Genomic DNA, 17,714 nt, shown 5'->3' with positions numbered 1-17,714 from the left:
AGGTCTTTTCTCGCCGCACGGACGAAGAGCGGCCCGGGTTTTCCCGGGCCGCTCTTGTTTTGTTTCTCCGTTATTACGTTTCGTCATTGATCGCTTACTTCAAGTGAGGGAGGGTGGGTGCGCTCACACCTCGACCTCGACCGAAGGAGCGAACAGTGTTCTTCCGCAGCAGGCGCGTTCTCGGAATCGCCGCCCTGGCCCTGGCGGCCGCCACCGCGGCGGCCGCCCCCGCCCACGCCGACCACGAGTGGACGGCCTCCGACTGGGCCGCCGCCTTCGCCGCGGCCCACGCCGACGCGGTGGCGGAGGCCCGCGCGGACGCCGAAGAAGCGGAGGCACGGGCCCACGCCGACGCGAAGGACGCCAAGGCCCGGGCCGAGAACAAGCCCGGCACGCGGATCCGCTTCGGCGGCGAGCCGAAGAGCGACACCGAACCGGCGCGCGACATGGAGTCGGCGCGTGACATCGAGCCTGTGTATGACGTCGAGCCGAAGAGCGACACCGAGCCGGCGTATGACGTCGAGCCGGCCCGCGACATCGTGCTGCCGCGCGAGCTCCAGATGCTCCCCATCTGCGCCCCGGGCCCGGGCCTCGGCATCCCCCTCGTGGACGAACTCCTGCCGGGCCTCGTGGGCTGTCCCGCCGCGGCCCTGGCCCGCTGACCCGGCCCGCCACACACCGGCTGCTCGGCCGTCGGGCTTCATGGCCTGCGGGGCGCCGGCGCGGCGGGCCATGCGCCGGGCAGGTTGGCCCGCTGGACACCACGTGCGGCGGGTGGTGCCAGGGTGGGCCTGGGCGCCTGACGTTCGCCAGGCGCCCGCGGGCGCAGTGGCCTAGACGCCGAAGTGGGCGACGATGTGGCCCCTGGCCAGGGTGTTGGCGGTGATGTTGAAGCCCACCACCGCCGGGCTGGCGTCGGAGTCCACCCCCAGGTGGTCCACGCCGAGGGCGTGCACGGTGAACACGTAGCGGTGCGGGTCGCCGGGAGGCGGGGCGGCGCCGCCGTACGCCTTGGTGCCGTAGTCGTTGCGGGCGTGGACGGCGCCGTCGGGCAGGCCCTTGAAGTCGGGGGCCGTGCCGGCGCCCGTGGGCAGCTCGGTCACGGTGGCCGGGAGGTCGAACAGGACCCAGTGCCAGAAGCCGCTGCCCGTGGGGGCGTCGGGGTCGTAGCAGGTGACGGCGTAGCCGCGGGTGCCCTCAGGGGCGCCGGACCAGCGCAGGTGGGGCGACTGGTTCTGGCCGCTCATCCCCCAGTCGTCGAAGACGTGGAGATCGGCGAGTCGCCGGCCGTCCTGGATGTCGTCGCTCTCGACCGTGAGCGCGGGCACCGACGGCAGGAACTCGTGGGGAAGGGGTGCGGGCACGGCATCCTCCTAGAGTGAGTAGCTGCTTGCTCAGCCATCCTAGAAGCGGCCGCACCCGCCGCCTGTCAGGCTGCCAGTTGCTCGGGGAGTGGCTTGTCGTGCAGGACCGTCAGGGAGGTGACGGCGCGGGTGAGGACGACGTACAGGCGGGCCAGCCCGCGCGGCTCGGCCGCGACGATGTCGGCGGGCTCGACGACGATGACGTGGTCGTACTCGAGGCCCTTGGCGAGCGTGGCGGGGACGATGAGGAGGCGGTGTTCCTCGGTGGCGTCGGGGTCGAGCACGGCGTGCGGGAGGTCGGCCAGCGCCTTGGAGACGTGGGCGACCAGCGCGTCGGGGACGATCACGCCGATGGAGCCCTCCTTGGCCAGCGCCTCCTGGGCGGCCTGGGCGATCGCGAGGCCCTGCCGGATCGTGAGGGAGCCGGCGCCCGGCCGCAGGGAGCGCGGGGCGGCGAGGTCGGGGGCGATGGAGGGGAGGAGGCGGGCGGCGTAGTCGAGCACTTCGCGGGGCACGCGGAAGCCGAGCGTCAGCTCCGTGACCTCGCCTTCGGGCTGACCGAGGTGCTCGAGCACCGACTTCCACGAGCTGGTGGACCAGGGTGTGGTGCCCTGGGCGAGGTCGCCGAGGACGGTTGCGGAGCCGTTGCGGCAGCGCCGGCCGAGCGCCCTGAGCTGCATCTCGGACAGGTCCTGGGCCTCGTCCACGACGAGGTGGCCGAGTGAGGGGGTGCGTTCCATGAGGTCGCGCAGCTCGTCGAGGAGGGCCGCGTCGGCCGCCGACCATTTCGCGGACTTCCAGCTCCGGTACGGCTTGCGCCAGATGAGCAGCTCCTGCTCCTCGGGCGTCAGGTCGGCCTTGGCGGCCTGAGCGAGGAAGGCGGGGTCGGACAGGAGGCGGTGGAGCACCTGTTCGGGCGTCAGCTTCGGCCACACCGCGTCGACGAGCTGCTTGACGGGCTTCGAGCGGGCCACGGCGTCCTGGACGCGGTCGTCGGGCGACTCGCCGCGCTGCTCCATCCTGACCAGCACCATGTGGGCCAGGCGTTGGGCGAGCGCGGCCCGGCCGGGGTTGTAGCGGGTGGTGCCGCGCAGGGAGGCCACGATCTCGCGGACCTCGTGGTCGGCCACCCGGTAGCGGTAGGCACCCTTGGTGAACACCACGCCCTCGGTGGGCTTGACGATGTGCAGCCAGAGGGCGCGTTCGAGGACGGCGGCCATCCTGGCGTCGCCCTTCACGGCGGAGACGAGCGGGTCTTCGGGGGCGGCGTGCTCGCCGAGCAGGCCGGCGACGGTGGTCTGGTCGACCTTGACCTCGCCGAGGGCGGGCAGGACGGAGGAGATGTAGGACAGGAAGGCCCGGTTCGGCCCGACGATCATGACGCCGGACCTGGCCAGCCGCTCGCGGTGGGTGAACAGCAGGTAGGCGGCGCGGTGCAGGCCGACGGCGGTCTTCCCGGTGCCCGGGGCGCCCTGGACGCACACGGTCTGCGCGAGGGTGGAGCGGACGATCTCGTCCTGGTCGGGCTGGATGGTGGCGACGATGTCGCGCATGGGGCCGGTGCGGGGGCGCTCGATCTCCTCGGTGAGGATCTTCGAGGGGCCGATCTCGACGCCTTCGCCGAGCGGTTCGTCCTCGAACGCGGTCAGCTCGCCACCGTGGTAGCCGAAGCGGCGCCGGCGCACGATGCCCATGGGGTCGGCCGGGCTGGCCTGGTAGAACGCGCGGGAGACGGGCGCCCGCCAGTCGATGACCAGCGGCTTGCTGTGGCCATCGTGCACGTGGCGGCGGCCGACGTAGATGGTGGCGGGCAGCTCGGCCTGCTCCTCGCCGCTCTCGTCTCGCGCGTCGGTGGCGCGGTCGAGGCGGCCGAAGAACAGCGGGGTGTCGGGGTGGTCGGCGAGCGCGGCCACCCGCTGGTCGAGCAGCGACTGGAGGATCTGCTGGGACACCCAGTCGCCGGCCGCGTCGGCGGACAGCGACTGCGCGTGGGCGCGCATGGCTTTGAGCGCGGCCCGTGATTCGGCGAGGTGGGCCTGCTCGGCGGCGAGGACGTCGGTGGGTATGTCCGGGGCCAACTCGTGCGTGGGCATGCGAAAGCGCCTCCCTGGTGAGATACGGAGGTGGTCAAAGGCAGCGAATCGACCAGTCTAGTAGGGACTTCCGTACGCATCCAAAGCATTTACCGGCGCCCGGCTGGGTAGGCACAGGAAGTGGCGCGGGTGCAGCTTCGTTTCTCGCCGATCATCCCCACGATCGCGAGCTTCCTGCTCGCGGCGTTGTGGGGCCTGTCGGTGTTCGCGGGCTGGGGGCTGGAGGCGTTCTGCGCGGGCGGCGAGGCGCCCGCCGCGTGCTCGCAGCGGCTCGGCGCGGTCTCCACCGTGTCGGGGCTGTTTGCCGCGCTGGCCGCCTGCTGCACGGTGGCGGCGTGGCTGCTTCCCTGGTCCAGGCAGGATTCCCGGGCGTTCGCGCAGCTCATGGGCGCGGGGGTGCTGGCGTGGATCGCGGCCGAGGGCGTGTTGTTCCTCGGGGGCATGCTCGTCCGCTGATCCCAGCAAGCTGCAACGAACCTGGGAATACCGAAAAAATCGGGCATATCAGGTGGGTTTGCCGGATCATGGGGGTATGTCGCAGGCGGCGTGATAGTACGCAGGTGAGGGGGGTGGTTCGAATGTCGGCCCGCGGAGTCTCGTGGACGTGACGCCACGATGAATGCCTGGCCGCTCAGGACGAGCGGCCGGGCATCACAACCGTCACACCCCGCCCATCACGTCGTCGGCGTCGATGATCTGGTACGCGTATCCCTGCTCGGCGAGGAATCGCTGCCGGTGCGCCGCGAACTCCTGGTCCACCGTGTCGCGGCTGACCACGGTGTAGAACCGCGCGCCCCCGCCGTCGGACTTGGGCCGCAGCACCCGTCCGAGCCGCTGGGCCTCCTCCTGGCGCGAGCCGAACGTGCCCGACACCTGGATCGCGACCGTCGCCTCCGGCAGGTCGATGGAGAAGTTCGCCACCTTCGACACCACCAGCACCTGGATCTCCTTGTCGCGGAAGGCCTGGTAGAGCCGCTCGCGCTCCTTGACCCGCGTCTCACCCTTGATGACGGGGGCGTTGAGGTGCTCGCCGAGCTCGTCGAGCTGGTCGATGTACTGGCCGATGACCAGCACCTGCTCGCCCAGGTGGCGGCGGACCAGCGCCTCGGTCACGTGCGTCTTCGACGGCGTGGTGGCGCAGAAGCGGTAACGCTCCTCCGACTCGGCCATCGCGTACGCCAGCCGCTCCTCGTCCGTCAGCGTCACGCGCACCTCGACGCAGTCGGCCGGCGCGATCCAGCCCTGGTTCTCCATCTCCTTCCAGGGCGCGTCGTAGCGCTTGGGGCCGATCAGGGAGAACACGTCACCCTCGCGGCCGTCCTCGCGCACCAGCGTCGCGGTCAGCCCGACCCGCCGGCGCGCCTGGAGGTCGGCGGTCATCCGGAAGATCGGCGCGGGCAGCAGGTGCACCTCGTCGTAGACGATGAGCCCCCAGTCGCGGGCGTCGAACAGCTCCAGATGGCTGTAGACGCCCTTACGCCGGGTGGTCATCACCTGGTAGGTGGCGATGGTGACCGGGCGGATCTCCTTCTTGTTGCCGGAGTACTCGCCGATCTCGTCCTCGGTCAGCGACGTGCGCTTGATCAGCTCGGTCTTCCACTGGTGGGCCGAGACCGTGTTGGTGACCAGGATCAGCGTGGTGGCCTGGGCCTGCGCCATCGCGGCGGCGCCGACGATGGTCTTGCCCGCGCCGCAGGGCAGCACGACCACGCCCGAGCCGCCGTTCCAGAACGCCTCGGCCGCCTCCCGCTGGTACGGCCGCAGCGACCAGCCGTCCTCGCGCAACGTGATGGGGTGGGCCTCGCCGTCGACGTAGCCGGCCAGGTCTTCGGCCGGCCAGCCCAGCTTGAGCAGGGCCTGCTTGACGTTGCCGCGGTCGCTGGGGTGCACGACGACGGAGTCGTCGCCGAGCCGCTCGCCCAGCATCGGCTGGATCTTCTTGGAGCGCAGCACCTCTTCGAGCACGGCCCGGTCGGTGGAGGTCAGGACGAGCCCGTGGACGGGGTCCTTCTCCAGCCGCAGCCGCCCGTAGCGGGCCATCGTCTCGGCGACGTCCACCAGCAGCGCGTGCGGCACCGGGTAGCGGCTGAAGCCGATGAGCGCGTCGATGACCTGCTCGGCGTCGTGGCCGGCGGCGCGCGCGTTCCACAGCGCCAGCGGGGTGACGCGGTAGGTGTGCACGTGTTCGGGCGCGCGTTCGAGCTCGGCGAACGGCGCGATTGCCTTACGACAGGCGTCGGCCCGCTCGTGGTCGACCTCGAGCAGCAGCGTCTTGTCCGACTGGACGATCAGCGGTCCATCGCTCACTGGCAGTCTCCGTGGGGTTTCGGACGGGGGCCTGGCGCAACAGGACCATCGTCTCGCGATCCCGGCGCCCCCGCTCCGACTCTCCAACAACGGGCGGGCCAGGATTAGTCCTCAGGATCGCCTGGTCGCGTGGTCAGCGGTCGTCGAAGGCGCCGCTGACACCGAGGACGATGAACGTGCCGATGGTGAGCACGAAGCCGACCCCGAACAGGATCCAGCTCCACATCACCATGGTGCGGGCCGTGCCCGGCTCGTGGCTGGACTTGCCGATGGCCAGGCCGGCCAGGATCGCGCCCGGCAGGGCCAGGACGTTGCAGCAGGAGACGAGCGCGAAGATGTTGAGCACGAGGGCGACGATCGCGTTGGCGCTCGGCCCGTTGCCGCGCGGAGGAGGCGGCGGGTAGCCGTAACCGTACGGCGGAGGCGGCTGCTCGCCGTAGGGGGCGCCATAAGGCTGGTACGGATATCCCGACGGGTCACCCTGACTCATGTTCACCTCCAGACAGGTCAACACTTATCACGGAATTGACACGCGTCTGACCGAGAGCACGAGATGGGTCCGGCTCGGCGGGCGCTCAGCCGAGCATGCCCCGCAGGGCCCTGCGGTCGAGCTTGAGCACGCTGGTCAGCGGCACGGAGTCGACGAAGCGCACCTCGCGCGGGTACTTCACCCGCCCCACGCGCTCGCGGGCCCACTCGATCAGCTCCTCGGCCGTCACCGTAGCATCCCGCCTGAGTTGCACGAACGCCACGACCTCCTCGCCGAGGCGGGGGTCGGGCCGGCCCACGACGCCCGACACGACGACGTCGGGGTGCCGGTCGAGGGCGTCCTCGACGTCGCGGGGGAACACGTTGAAGCCGCCGCGGATGATCAGGTCCTTCTTCCTGTCCACGATGTAGAGGTAGCCGTCGTCGTCCATGCACCCGATGTCGCCGGTGCGAAGCTCCTTGCCGACCAGCGCGGTGCCGTCGGGGTCGGGCTCGCGCTCGCCCCAGTAGCCGAGCATCAGGGAGTCGCCGGAGACGCAGATCTCGCCCACGTCGCCGGGCTCCACCTCCTCGCCGTCGCTGTCGCGGATGGTGATCGTGTAGCCGGCCAGCGGCAGGCCGACGCTGCCGACCCGGCGCCGCCCCGGCGGGTTGAACGTGGTGACCGCGCTGGTCTCGGTCAGCCCGTACCCCTCCAAGATCTGCACGCCCGGCATCCTGCGCTCGAACTCCTCCAGCGTCCGCCTGCCCAGCGGCGCCGCGCCGCAGGTCAGGTAGGCGAGGTCGGGCAGGGGGTGCTCTTCGAGCGGCTCGGCGAGCAGGGAGTGGATCATGGAGGGCACGACGGTGCCGTAGTGCACGTGCTGCTCGGCGGCCAGCCGCAGGAACTCGCGCGGGTCGAACCAGCGCGTCAGCACCGCCTGCTGCGGCTCGCTCGCGTGCAGCGAGGCGATCGTGACGATCAGCCCGTACGAGTGCGTCAGCGGCACCGGCACCAGCGCCCGGTTCCTGCCCTCCTGGTGGGACAGCTCGAAGGCGTCCTTGGCCACGTGCCACAGGCCGTGGTGGCTGAGCATGACGCCCTTGGCCCTGCCGGTCGTGCCGCCGGTGTAGAGGAGCGCGGCCAGGTCGTCGGGGTCGCGGGCGACGGGGTCGCGCTCGGCCGCGCGTTCCAGCTCGCGGGTGTCCACGTGGACGGGGAGGTCGACGTTCGCGGCGCGTACGGTGCCGGCCAGCTCGGGTGAGGTGACGACGGCGGCGGCGCCGCTGTCGAGCAGGACGTGGCGCAGCTCCTCCGGCCCCATCAGGAACACGACCGGCGTCACCACCGCGCCCGCCGCCCACAGGGCCTGGTAGACGATCGGCACCTCGGGGGAGTTGGCCATCATGACGGCCACCCGGTCTCCTGGCCGGATGCCCGCCTCGGTGAAGCCGCCGCACATCCGGCGCGCCCGCTCGGCGAGCGTGTGGCTGCGGTGCCAGACGCCTTCGTAGTACATGGAGTCGTGGTCGTCGAACCGGCTCCACGACTCCTCCGCCAGCCTGCCCAGCGTTTGCTCGGTCACATGCACAACCTGATGCGTGTGAGGAGCCGCAGTCAAGCCTCGGCTCCCTTGACTAGTCATTGTGGATGGTGTTCTTGTAGCCCGTAAATAGGCATAAAGCTTCCTCTATCGCCATTCGTGTTTTCATGTCGCTCTAGATCGTGTAAAGGTGGGGTACCAAGGGTCGCAAGGCGGTCCTGGCCGCCCGTCTCCGCAGTTCAGGAGCGAAGTGGTGACGCTCGGTAACCTGTGCCGATAATGCGAAGAAACTCGTTGTCTCGCCGTAATTCCTGTAGAAAAGTTTCCAGTTAGACCTCCGAGGTGGCTCCGTGACCGAAACGCCTGAAGCGGGCGAGATCGACCTCGACAACATGACGCTCACGGGGAGCCACCGCGCCGTCACCGGGCACCTGCGCGCCATCACCGGGCCGGCGACCAGACAGCTGACCCGGCGGGAGGCCGACACGCTGCTCCGCTCGTACCTGGAGCCCCGCAGCTTCTCCGACGCGGTGCGCCGGCTGGCCACCCGGCACCTGCTCATCCTCGTCGGCGAGCACGACACCGGGCGGCGGCTCGGCGCGCTGGCGCTGCTGTCGCGCATGTCGCTGGCCGAGAGCACCATCACCGTGCTGTCGCCCGCCGCCGGCGCCGCTGACCTGCTGACCGGCACCGAGTACAAGCCGGGCCGGGCATACCTGCTGCACGACTGGATCACCGCCGGCACCGACCGCACCGAGCTGGTCAACCTGGCCCGCAAGCTGGCCGAGCTGGGCTCGTACCTCGTGATCACCAGGAGCGGCGGCCCGTCGCAGGCGGTGGAGGTCGAGCACGCCTGGGCCGCGCCCGAGCCCGGCGAGCTGTTCGACCTGTGCCTGCGCGCCTACGGCCGGCGCGCCGGGCTGCGCCCCGACGAGCTGACCCGCGCCAGGGAGCTGGCGCGGACGCTGCCGACGCCCGCCGAGGTCGTCCGCCTGGCCGCGCGCCTGTCGCCCGGCGGCGAGCCCGCCGGCGAGGAGGTGACGGCCTGGCTCGACACCAAGCCGCCCATGCGCGAGGTGCTGACCGTGGCGGCGCTCGCCTTCACGCACCGGCTGGCCGAGCCCGCCTTCGGCGAACAGCTCGCCCGGCTCGAACGCCTCTGCCAGGAGATCGGCCACCGCCCCGCCGCCGGCCCGCTGATCGGCGTCGAGGACGGGCTCGTCACCTTCCGCGCCCCCCACCAGCGGGCGCGGGTGCTGGGCGAGCTGGTCGCCCGGTACGGGTTCGGGCTGTGGCAGCCGCTGCGCGAATGGGTCAGGTCGCTGCCCGCGCAGGGGCCGGCCGTCCAGGTACGGGCGGCGGAGGGCGTGGCGCTGCTGGCCCGGCACTCCATGAAGGAGGCCCGGCAGGAGTTCCTGGAGGTCTGGGCCCGGGGGAGCGCGGCCGAGCGGGTGGCGGCGGCCAACGTGCTGTCGTACCTGTGCGCCGACGACACCCTCGCCCCCGAGGCGCTCGGCATCGCGCTGGGCTGGGCCGCCGACCCGCACGACATCCGGGCGACGGCGGCGGCCGTGGCGCTGGGCGGCGGGCTGTCGGTGCGCTATCCCGACGACTGCGCCCGGGCGCTGCGCCGCCTGGAGACGCTGGGCGGCCCCGCGGCGGCGGTGGCCGCCCAGTCGCTCAGGGGCCTGCCCGACCGGTGACCGGTGCTGCGGGTCAGAGGCCGGCGACGCCGGTGATGCGGTGCGCGGTTGCTCAGAGGCCGGCGACGCCGGTGATGCGGTGCAGGGCGAAGCGGTGCACGGCCGCGCGCGTCTCGTCGTACGCCGTCAGGTAGCCGCCCTCCATGCGAGCCGGCTCCAGGATGCGTGAGGTCGCGTTGCCCTGCGAGTCGAGGTAGCCGATCCACACCCGCACGCCCTGCTTGATCGCCTCCTGCAGCGCCGAGATCGTGGCCGTGGCCGGCCCGCGCGGCACCTGGCCACCAGGCGCGTCCACCGGCTCGCGGCGGGCCAGGTGGGCGGCGTCGCCGGCCCGCAGCGCCCGCACGGCCGCCGCCGCCACCTCGGGGTCGAGGCCGTTGGGCGAGGCCACGGCGCGGGCCGGCGCCACGCCCTCGGTGCGCCGGCTTTCGAGCTGCGAGATGATCACGTCGCCGTCGAGCGACTCGGCGACCGGCGCGTACCCCATGGCCCGCAGCGAGTCGACCAGCGCCGCCCTGGACGAGCGGGAGGCGATGACGGTCGGCGCGAGCCGGCGCAGCCGCAGCGCGGCCGAGCGGCGGTCGGCGGTGATCTGGTCGAGCAGCGCGGGGTCGTCGCAGCGGATGTACGCGCTCGCCGTGCCCACGCGGATGCGCCCGTGCCGCCGGGCCACGTCCGTCACCAGGTACGACAGCGCCTGCGGCACCGGCGTGGCCGAATGCCTGGCCAGCATCGCGACCAGCTCCTCGCCGCCGTGCCCCGCGTCGAGCGCCCGCCGGATCGAGCTCTCGCTGAACCGGTAGACCGTGGCCCCGCCCTTCGACTCGACGTCGGCGGTGAGCGTCATCCAGCGGTTGAGCTCGCTCGTCAGCGGCCCCGGCGCGACCGCGGTGAGGTCGGCCTGCAACAGCACGTGATCAACCGGCTCGGGCAGCAGCGGCGCCAGCGCCTCGGCCGCGTCGCCGCCCTCGACCAGCGCCCGCCCGTGCCCGGACAGCGCGCCCAGCCCTGTCACGCCGACCTGCTCGGCCTCGCGCAGGGTGAAGTCGACGAGCTGCTCGCGCAGCGGGCCCCGGCGGCGCGGCTGCTCCCACGCCAGCCGTTCGAGCACGGAGTCGCGGTCGGGCGCCAGGCCCGGCGCGGCGGCGAGCACGCCCAGCGCGGCCGCCCTGACCCCCGGCGCGGAGGAGCGGCGCAGGTCGGTGTGCAGGGCGTTGAGCGGCCGGTCGCGGTCGTCGCGCTCGCCGACCAGGCCGGGCACCCGGTCCATGTGCAGCCACGTGGCGGCCAGCGTCGTCCAGCGGTCGGCGGTGGGCCGCACCCGCCACAGGTCGTAGCCGGAGGTCGGCAGCCACTCGCCGTCGACGCCGCCGCCCGCCGCGATCAGCCCGGCCGCGTGCGCGACCTCGACCACCAGCGCCGTCACCCACTCCGGCAGGTCCAGCTCGCCCGCCGTCCGCTTCAGGTCGCGCACCCCCAGCCCGCCGGTGCGCAGCACGCCCGGCGGCTCGACGCTCCACCGCTCGCACAGCTCCTCGACGGCCCTGACGAAGGAGAACGCCTGCCCCGCCGCCGTGCGGTCGGCCAGGCTCGTGTCACGGGTGGCGCCGGTCAGCGGCGGCGGCACCGCCAGCAGGTCGCGGTGCACCCGGCCGCCCCGCAGGAACAGGCCGACCTCGCGGGGCAGCGTCACGCTCTCCTCGCCCGTGGCGGCCAGCAGGCCGCGCGCGAGCAGCTCCTCGATGGGGGAGCGGGCCGAGGCCACCCGCACCTCGCGCCTGGCGTTCGGCACGCGGCCGGTCGGCGGGCCCCACACGAGCTGGTCGAGCGCCGCCCGCGCCTCGGGCGAGACCGACTCGACCAGCGCGGCCGGCCGCGCCAGCGCCGCCGCCAGCCGCTCCTTGCCCGAGCCGGGCGTGCCGGGCGCGACGTCGTCGGCCATCTCGTCGAGCTGCTCCGGCGCGTGATGCCGGAACGCGTCGGCCGCCCTCGGGCCCAGCCCGGCCGGGTCGTCGAGCACCTTGCGCACGCCGGGGCCCAGCTCCAGCGCGTCGTCCGGCCCGTAGACCAGCGCCAGGTCGCGCAGCCTGTCGAGCGCCGTGGACAGCGCGGGCTCCGGATCCCGGCCCTCGGCGGGCTTTTGGCGCGCGCTGTCATCGGAGGCCAGCGCCCTCCCGACGAGGTCGCGCAGCGCGTCCTTCGAGATCGGCTCCTCCCGCACCGCCAGCGTCTCCACCACGGCCAGCGTGAACCGGTCGAGCCGGTCCAGCACCCTGCCGATCGCCGAAGGACTGGCGGCCCGCGAGGCGAGGCCCTCCAGATGCGCGGGCACCGGAGTGATCAACTCGGGACGCGCGGAGACGAGCGCCCGCAGCTGTTCGTCGGTGCGCCCCCTGATCCACTCCGTGAACTCCATCGTTGCCATGGTATGTCCCCCCTGATTGGGGCAGCATTGCTAGGCGTGATAGAGCGCGCGGACCAGCTCGTGCTGAACTACGTCTCGAAGGCGGCCGACGCCGCCCACGGCGTGCTCCGGCCCGACCAGCGGCTCGACTTCGCCAAGCGGCTGCGCGCCAGGATCGAGGTCGAGCGGCGCGGCAGCCAGAGCGCGCGCGAGGTCGCGAAGGTGCTGGCCCGCTTCGGCGATCCGGCCGCGCTGGTCGAGCGGGAGGTCAGGCGGCTGGCCGAGCGCGGCGTCCCGACGGGACACGACCTGGCCCGCACGGGCGCACCGGGCGCGTCGGGCGTTTCGGGTGCTTCGGGCGGGTCCGGCACTCCGGGCGCGCCGGCCGGGCTCGTCACGGCTCCGGACGGATCGGCGGGAAGCTCGCCGGGGGCGGGGACAGGGGCGGAGGGACCGTCCGGTACGCGGGAGTTTCCTGCGATCGTGGACGACCGGGACGGGCCGCCCGGCGTCCGCGCGTACCGGAGGATCGCCCAGGACCGGCTCGACCGGCGGCGGGAGGGCCGCAGGCTGCCGTTCGCGGGGCTGCGCAGGGCGGCCATGTCCAGCGCCAACCCGATGGCCACCGGCGGCAGGGACGCCAGGACCATCGTCAAGGAGCACCCCCGCGACGTCGCCGCCATGGTGATCCTGGTCGTGGCGGCGCTGCTGGTGCCGGTCGACCTGCCGCCGCTGGCCATCTTCGAGGTGCCCCTGGTGGTGTGGGCGGTGGGGGCGGCGCTGGTGCTGCTCGGCGACGGCTGGAACGCCCGCGACAAGTTCCTCGGGATCGGCGCGCCGCTGCTGGGCTACTCGGTGGGCGGCGTGGTCATCGGCGGCCTGCGGGTCGGGATCGAGGCGGGGTTGCAGGCGTTCGTCCAGCAGTTCTTCGACGTCAGCGGCACCATGTTCATGATCGGCACCGGGGTGGGCGTCGTCTGGCTGGCCTACCGGCTGCTCGACGTCAGCTGACCGGCGCGGGGCTGGGCAGCAGGCCGACCGCCAGGCGTACCCAGGCGGCCACGAACTGGTCCTTCTCCGCGTGCCCCGGCAGCTCGCCCACCGTCTCCTGGAACAGCCGGTAGTGCACCACGGAGCCCCCGAGCACGGTCGCGATGCCCGCCCAGTCGAGCTTGACGTCGCGGTACTCGGGCTGCGCCTGGAACCAGGTCACGATGGCGTCGAACATCGGCTGCAGCAGCCCCTCGCGCACCACCGCGACGAGCTCGGGGAACTGGCTCAGGTCGCGGAAGAAGACCCGGGTCAGCTCCGACTCCTCGCGCACCTTGGCCAGGCCGGCGCGGCACACGTGCGCCAGCCGTTCCTCCAGGTCCACCGACGCTTCCATGCTGCTCAGCTCGGCCAGGCTGCCGGCCACCTGGAGGCGGGTCCTGCTGGCGTGCTCGTTGATGGCGGCGGCCAGCACCTCGTACTTGGACTTGAAGTGCCGGTAGAGCCCGCCGGCGCCGGGAGACAGCCCTGAGGCGGCCTCGATCTCGGCCACGGACGTGGCGGAGTAACCCCGCTCGGCGAACAGCCTCAGGGCCTCATCGATGATCCGCTCACGGGTCGATCTGCTCATATCTACGGTGATACCTCCGTAAGGAGAGTAATCGTTGCCGCGAGTCGCGCTTCAGCGGCACGCGGCAAGGGCCGGACTTCGCACGTCAGGAGCCCGCGCGCCGGATCAGGCCGGCCACGGCGGAGCCGAGGATCAGCCAGACGACGGCGGCGAGCCCGTAGTTGACCAGCGCCGTCCAGCGCGGGTCGGCGAGCTGGAAGAGGTTGGCCAGGCCCAGCGACAGCCACGAGGCGAGCAGCTCGACGAGCTGGTACCAGACGTTGCCGGGGTTGGCCTTGAGCGCGGTGAAGAGCGCGTAGAGCACGAGGGCCAGCGCGGCGACCCTGCTGAGCAGCCGGACCAGGCCGGCCAGGAGGGCGGCGGCGCGCCGGCGGACGCTCGCGGGGCGCCCGCCGGGCAGGGCCGGGCGGTGGGGGCGGGGCGGGCCGGAGGAGGCGACGAGCCGGTCGCCGGGCTCAGGGGTGTCGGTCACGGCGGCTCCTCTCCGATAAGTAACTCCTTTCTTCCCATTTCTCTTGCCGCGGAACAAGGGCCGTTACCGCGGGTAGGAGCTCGTTTGGCATCCTGCAGCATGTGAAGACTTCGGTGGGATTCGACCTTGACATGACATTGGCCGACACGCGGGCGGGCATCGCGGCCGTTTACGACGAGCTGGCCGTGCGATTGGGCGTGCCATTTGACAGTGCGGCGATCGTGCGCCGGTTGGGGCCGCCGCTGGAGGCCGAGCTGGCCAACTGGCTGCCGGCGGAGGAGGTCCCGGCCGCCGCCGACCTCTATCGCGAGATATATCCGGAAATGGGGGTTCCGGTGCACACGGCCATGCCCGGTGCCCACGAGGCCATCGAGGCCGTACGCCGGGCCGGCGGCGGCGTGATCGTCGTGACGGGCAAGAACGTCCGCGACGCCAAGGGCACGGTCAAGACCCTCGGGCTCGACGTGGACGAAGTGGTCGGCTCGGTTTTCGGCCCCGACAAGGGATCGGCACTCGCGCGCTTCGGCGCGGCGGCTTATGTTGGTGACCATGTCGCGGACATCCAGGCGGCACGCGCGGGCGGCGCCGTGAGCGTGACAGTCGCTACCGGTCCTTACACCGTGGGAGAGCTGCGTGATCACGGAGCAGATGTGGCACTGGGCGACCTGACCGAATTCGCCGCCTGGTTCGCCGGTTGGCGTCCCCATGACGCGCTTCGGTAATTGTCCGGCATTTACCCGGTCGCCCTGCCGCGGCGCGGGGCATAACCTACATCCATCCATCCTTCTTTTCGACTGTTTGAACGAGGTCCTCCTGTGCCGAGTGGCAAGGTCAAGTGGTACGACGCCGACAAGGGTTTCGGCTTCCTCACCCGCGACGACGGCGGTGAGGTCTTCGTGCATTCATCCGCGCTGCCCGCGGGCGCGGGCGCGCTCAAGCCCGGCCAGAAGGTCGAGTTCGGCGTGGCCGAGGGCCGCAGGGGCCAGCAGGCGCTGTCCGTCAGGATCCTGGACCAGCCGCCGACCCTGGCCAAGACGAAGCCGAAGGGCAAGCGGAAGAAGCCGGACGAGATGGTGGTCATCGTCGAAGACCTGATCAAGCTGCTCGACGGGGTCTCGACCTCGTACCAGCGGGGCAAGCACCCTGAGGCGGCGCACGCCAAGAAGATCGCCCAGGTGCTGCGCGCGGTGGCCGACGACCTCGACGCCTGACGCCCGCCCGTCCTGGCGGGGCGGGTCAGCCGTTCGGGTTGGTGAGGGGTTTGGTGGGGTCGAGCTTGGCGGGCGGCTCGTCCTGCACGTCCGGCTCGGGGTACGGGGCGGTCTCGGAATGGGCGGCGGCGGCTTCGGCCGTGGTTTCTGCGGCGGCCTCGGCGCGGCGGCGGCGCAGGTCGGCCTTCGTCGCGCGCACCCGCTTCCTGCGCGCGACCAGCAGCCACCCCAGCGCCCCGGTCAGCACGACCGACAGCGTCACCAGCCCCGCCAGGCTGCTGCGGCCGAGCGAGAGCACCAGCCCCACCAGCCCGCCGAACACCCAGGCGAGCTGCAGCACGGCCTCCACCACCCCGAACGTCGAGGAGCGCACCTCCTCGCCGATCTCCCGCTGCACGATCGCGTCGAGCGCCAGCTTGCCCAGCTCCTGCGCGAACGCCGCGACCAGCGAGATCAGCAGCGCCGTCCACACCCCGAAGAAGACCGCGCTGACGACGGTCGTGACCGCGGTGATGGCGAGCGTGACCAGCACGATGAGCTGCGGCGCGTGGTTGCGCGTCCAGTTGGCCACCGCGGCCCCCGCCAGGCCGCCCAGCCCGGCCGCGCCCGCCAGCAGCGCGATCGTCTTGGGGATGTCGAAGAACGGGTCGTGCGCCCACGGCTCGGCGGCGGCCAGCCACGGCACCGCTTTGTCCTGCACCAGGAACAGCAGGAAGAACAGCAGGAAGCCGGAGAAGACGCGCACGGCCACGTTCGCCCAGACGGCCTCGGCCACGGCCGGCCCCACCTTGAGCAGGGTGCGCCAGCGCGGGGCGGCGCCCTCCTCCTCGGTGTCGGGGGAGTCGACGTGCCGCGGCAGGCGTACCGCGACGACGCCGAGCAGCAGGAAGGCCACCATGGCGACGCGCAGGATCGCCGCGCTGCCCAGCCACGCGGTCAGGCCCGCGCCGACCGGCACCGCCACCCCGGCCGAGACCAGCGTGAACAGCGCCACCCGCGCGTTCGCCGACACGAGCGTGATGTCGGCGGGCAGCACGCTCGGCATGATCGCCGCCCGCGACACGTTGTACGCCTTCGACAGCACCAGCACGCCCAGCGCCCCGATGAACAGCGTCGGCAGGTCGCCGGGCCCCACGGCCGCCGCCATGGCGAAGCACAGCAGGCCGCGCCCGAACAGCGTGCCCGCCATCACGTAGCGCCGCCCCGACCTGAACCGGTCGAGTATCGGCCCCACGAACGGCGCGAGCAGCCCGAACGGCAACATCGTGATGACGAGGTAGAGGGCGACCGAGCCGCGCGCCTCGCCCACCGGCACGCCGAAGAAGACGGTGCTGGCCAGCGCCACCGTGACGAGCGCGTCACTGGCGCTGTTGCCGGCCGACAGCTCGATCAGCCGGCCGAGCCCGGTGCGGCCCGCGCCGCCCGCGTACGTGAGCCTGCGGGTGGCCTTGCCGACCTTGCGCGCCCCTTTGGCGGTGGCCCGGCCGGCCCGCGCGGTGCCGCCGGCGGTGGCCTTGCCGGCGCGCACGGTGGCGCGTCCGGCGCCGGCGGCGCCGTGCGCCACGCGCCGGGAGATGTGGCGTGCCTGCTCCCAGCCTCCCTCCACGGTTACCAGTCTTACCCGATCCTGGCCCGATCTCAGCCGTGTGGGCCCCCGCAGGTCCCGTGATGGGTGAGAATGAAGTGTGAGCGAACAGCACCTTTCGGCGAAGGCGGCCCGATGAGCCGCACCAGGGCCCGCGTCTCCGCTCCCGACCAGGCCTGTGTCGCCGCGGTCGATCTGGCGCGCGCCGCGGCCGAGGAGCTAGCGCGGCCGGGCGAGCCCGGCGAGCACCTCGGTTATGAGAGCGAAGGCGACCGGATCGTCACCCACTACTTCGCCTGTCTCGATCGGGCCTATCGCGGCTGGCGCTGGGCCGTCACCGTGACGCGTGCCTCGCGCGCGAAGAAGGTCACGGTCAGCGAGGCCGTCCTGCTGCCCGGCACGGGGGCGCTGCTGGCGCCCGAGTGGCTGCCGTGGAGCGAGCGCCTGCGCCCCGGCGACCTGGGCGTGGGCGACCTGCTGCCCACCGCCGACGATGACGACAGGCTGGCGCCGGGTTTCACCGAGACCGACGACGACGCCGACCATCAGGCGGTTTTCGAGTACGGCCTGGGCCGGGCCCGTGTGCTCTCGGCCATTGGCAAGGACCGGGCGGCCAGACGCTGGCACTCGGGCGAGCACGGGCCGCACACGCCGATCGCACACGCCGCTCCCGCGCAATGCTCCACCTGCGGCTTCTACTGGCTGCTGGCGGGTGGCTTGCGGCAGATGTTCGGGGTCTGCACTAACGAGTACGCCCCCGACGACGGCAAGGTGGTGTCCGCCGACCACGGCTGCGGCGCCCACTCGGAGGCCGCCGTGCTGCCGCCGCCCGTGGAGCAGGCCATCCCGATCCTCGACGACCTGGGCTACGACCTCATGGAAGAGGAGGCGGGCTCGGTCGACGCATCGGCTTCCGAGGAGCTCGGCCATTCCTGACCGTGA

The 17,714-nt window shown here is 72.4% G+C and carries 16 protein-coding genes; 7 read left to right on the top strand and 9 right to left on the bottom strand.

Annotation, left to right across the window (positions count from 1 at the left end; genetic code table 11):
* Nucleotides 1-155: 155 nt before the first annotated feature.
* A complete protein-coding gene (locus HCN51_RS58265) occupies nucleotides 156-662 on the top strand; it encodes a hypothetical protein (protein ID WP_206068072.1) in 507 nt (168 codons plus the stop codon).
* 171 nt (nucleotides 663-833) lie between these two features.
* On the opposite strand, the gene HCN51_RS30820 is transcribed toward HCN51_RS58265, so the two are convergent.
* Together HCN51_RS30820 and HCN51_RS30815 are read right to left on the bottom strand one after the other, a co-directional pair.
* Entirely contained in the window at nucleotides 834-1,364 is a 531-nt protein-coding gene (locus HCN51_RS30820; protein WP_168014128.1) for a YbhB/YbcL family Raf kinase inhibitor-like protein, read from the bottom strand.
* 65 nt (nucleotides 1,365-1,429) lie between these two features.
* Nucleotides 1,430-3,457 (bottom strand): HelD family protein, encoded by a 2,028-nt coding sequence (locus HCN51_RS30815; RefSeq protein ID WP_168014126.1) that lies wholly within the window; start codon nucleotides 3,455-3,457, stop codon nucleotides 1,430-1,432.
* Between the two features lie 129 nt (nucleotides 3,458-3,586).
* Here HCN51_RS30815 and HCN51_RS30810 point away from each other — a divergent pair, with 129 nt between their 5' ends.
* Complete coding sequence (locus HCN51_RS30810) at nucleotides 3,587-3,913, top strand: hypothetical protein (protein ID WP_080044727.1); 327 nt, start codon at nucleotides 3,587-3,589, stop codon at nucleotides 3,911-3,913.
* 204 nt (nucleotides 3,914-4,117) lie between these two features.
* On the opposite strand, the gene HCN51_RS30805 is transcribed toward HCN51_RS30810, so the two are convergent.
* From HCN51_RS30805 to HCN51_RS30795, 3 genes are all read right to left on the bottom strand, one after another.
* Nucleotides 4,118-5,764 (bottom strand): DNA repair helicase XPB, encoded by a 1,647-nt coding sequence (locus HCN51_RS30805; protein ID WP_080044729.1) that lies wholly within the window; start codon nucleotides 5,762-5,764, stop codon nucleotides 4,118-4,120.
* A 133-nt stretch (nucleotides 5,765-5,897) separates the two neighbouring features.
* Nucleotides 5,898-6,254: a hypothetical protein gene (locus tag HCN51_RS30800; protein ID WP_080044731.1), complete on the bottom strand. Its 357-nt coding sequence runs from the start codon at nucleotides 6,252-6,254 to the stop codon at nucleotides 5,898-5,900.
* Nucleotides 6,255-6,339: 85 nt separating this feature from the next.
* Nucleotides 6,340-7,818 carry an AMP-binding protein gene (locus tag HCN51_RS30795; protein ID WP_346433854.1) on the bottom strand — a complete coding sequence of 493 codons (1,479 nt, stop codon included), beginning with the start codon at nucleotides 7,816-7,818 and terminating at the stop codon, nucleotides 6,340-6,342.
* Nucleotides 7,819-8,126: 308 nt separating this feature from the next.
* Here HCN51_RS30795 and HCN51_RS30790 point away from each other — a divergent pair, with 308 nt between their 5' ends.
* The gene (locus HCN51_RS30790; protein WP_168014122.1) at nucleotides 8,127-9,479 is read left to right on the top strand and encodes a hypothetical protein; all 1,353 of its coding nucleotides are present in this window, start codon (nucleotides 8,127-8,129) and stop codon (nucleotides 9,477-9,479) included.
* 52 nt (nucleotides 9,480-9,531) lie between these two features.
* Here the strand turns inward: HCN51_RS30790 and HCN51_RS30785 are convergent, their stop codons facing one another.
* Nucleotides 9,532-11,895 (bottom strand): helicase C-terminal domain-containing protein, encoded by a 2,364-nt coding sequence (locus HCN51_RS30785; protein ID WP_168014120.1) that lies wholly within the window; start codon nucleotides 11,893-11,895, stop codon nucleotides 9,532-9,534.
* A 45-nt stretch (nucleotides 11,896-11,940) separates the two neighbouring features.
* Here HCN51_RS30785 and HCN51_RS30780 point away from each other — a divergent pair, with 45 nt between their 5' ends.
* On the top strand, nucleotides 11,941-12,894 hold the full coding sequence (locus tag HCN51_RS30780; RefSeq protein WP_168014118.1) for a hypothetical protein: 954 nt from the start codon (nucleotides 11,941-11,943) through the stop codon (nucleotides 12,892-12,894).
* Here HCN51_RS30780 and HCN51_RS30775 read toward each other — a convergent pair.
* Both HCN51_RS30775 and HCN51_RS30770 read right to left on the bottom strand, forming a co-directional pair.
* Complete coding sequence (locus HCN51_RS30775; RefSeq protein ID WP_080044737.1) at nucleotides 12,887-13,504, bottom strand: TetR/AcrR family transcriptional regulator; 618 nt, start codon at nucleotides 13,502-13,504, stop codon at nucleotides 12,887-12,889. The two genes, HCN51_RS30780 and HCN51_RS30775, sit on opposite strands and share 8 nt — an antisense overlap.
* Nucleotides 13,505-13,589: 85 nt before the next feature.
* Nucleotides 13,590-13,976: a hypothetical protein gene (locus HCN51_RS30770; RefSeq protein ID WP_168014116.1), complete on the bottom strand. Its 387-nt coding sequence runs from the start codon at nucleotides 13,974-13,976 to the stop codon at nucleotides 13,590-13,592.
* 101 nt (nucleotides 13,977-14,077) lie between these two features.
* Between HCN51_RS30770 and HCN51_RS30765 the strand changes: the two genes are divergently transcribed.
* A complete protein-coding gene (locus tag HCN51_RS30765) occupies nucleotides 14,078-14,698 on the top strand; it encodes an HAD family hydrolase (protein ID WP_346433853.1) in 621 nt (206 codons plus the stop codon).
* A gap of 93 nt (nucleotides 14,699-14,791) precedes the next feature.
* Nucleotides 14,792-15,187, top strand: a complete 396-nt coding sequence (locus tag HCN51_RS30760; protein WP_080044739.1) for a cold-shock protein — start codon at nucleotides 14,792-14,794, stop codon at nucleotides 15,185-15,187.
* A 25-nt stretch (nucleotides 15,188-15,212) separates the two neighbouring features.
* On the opposite strand, the gene HCN51_RS30755 is transcribed toward HCN51_RS30760, so the two are convergent.
* Nucleotides 15,213-16,793 carry an MFS transporter gene (locus HCN51_RS30755; protein ID WP_168014115.1) on the bottom strand — a complete coding sequence of 527 codons (1,581 nt, stop codon included), beginning with the start codon at nucleotides 16,791-16,793 and terminating at the stop codon, nucleotides 15,213-15,215.
* 114 nt (nucleotides 16,794-16,907) lie between these two features.
* Here HCN51_RS30755 and HCN51_RS30750 point away from each other — a divergent pair, with 114 nt between their 5' ends.
* Entirely contained in the window at nucleotides 16,908-17,708 is an 801-nt protein-coding gene (locus HCN51_RS30750; protein WP_080044741.1) for a DUF3027 domain-containing protein, read from the top strand.
* Nucleotides 17,709-17,714: the final 6 nt, after the last annotated feature.

Source organism: Nonomuraea composti, assembly GCF_012034275.1.
In the GTDB taxonomy this organism is placed as follows: Bacteria; Actinomycetota; Actinomycetes; order Streptosporangiales; family Streptosporangiaceae; genus Nonomuraea; species Nonomuraea composti.
The sequence above is the reverse complement of the archived record's forward strand: the minus strand, read 5'-3'. Positions and strand labels throughout refer to the sequence as shown.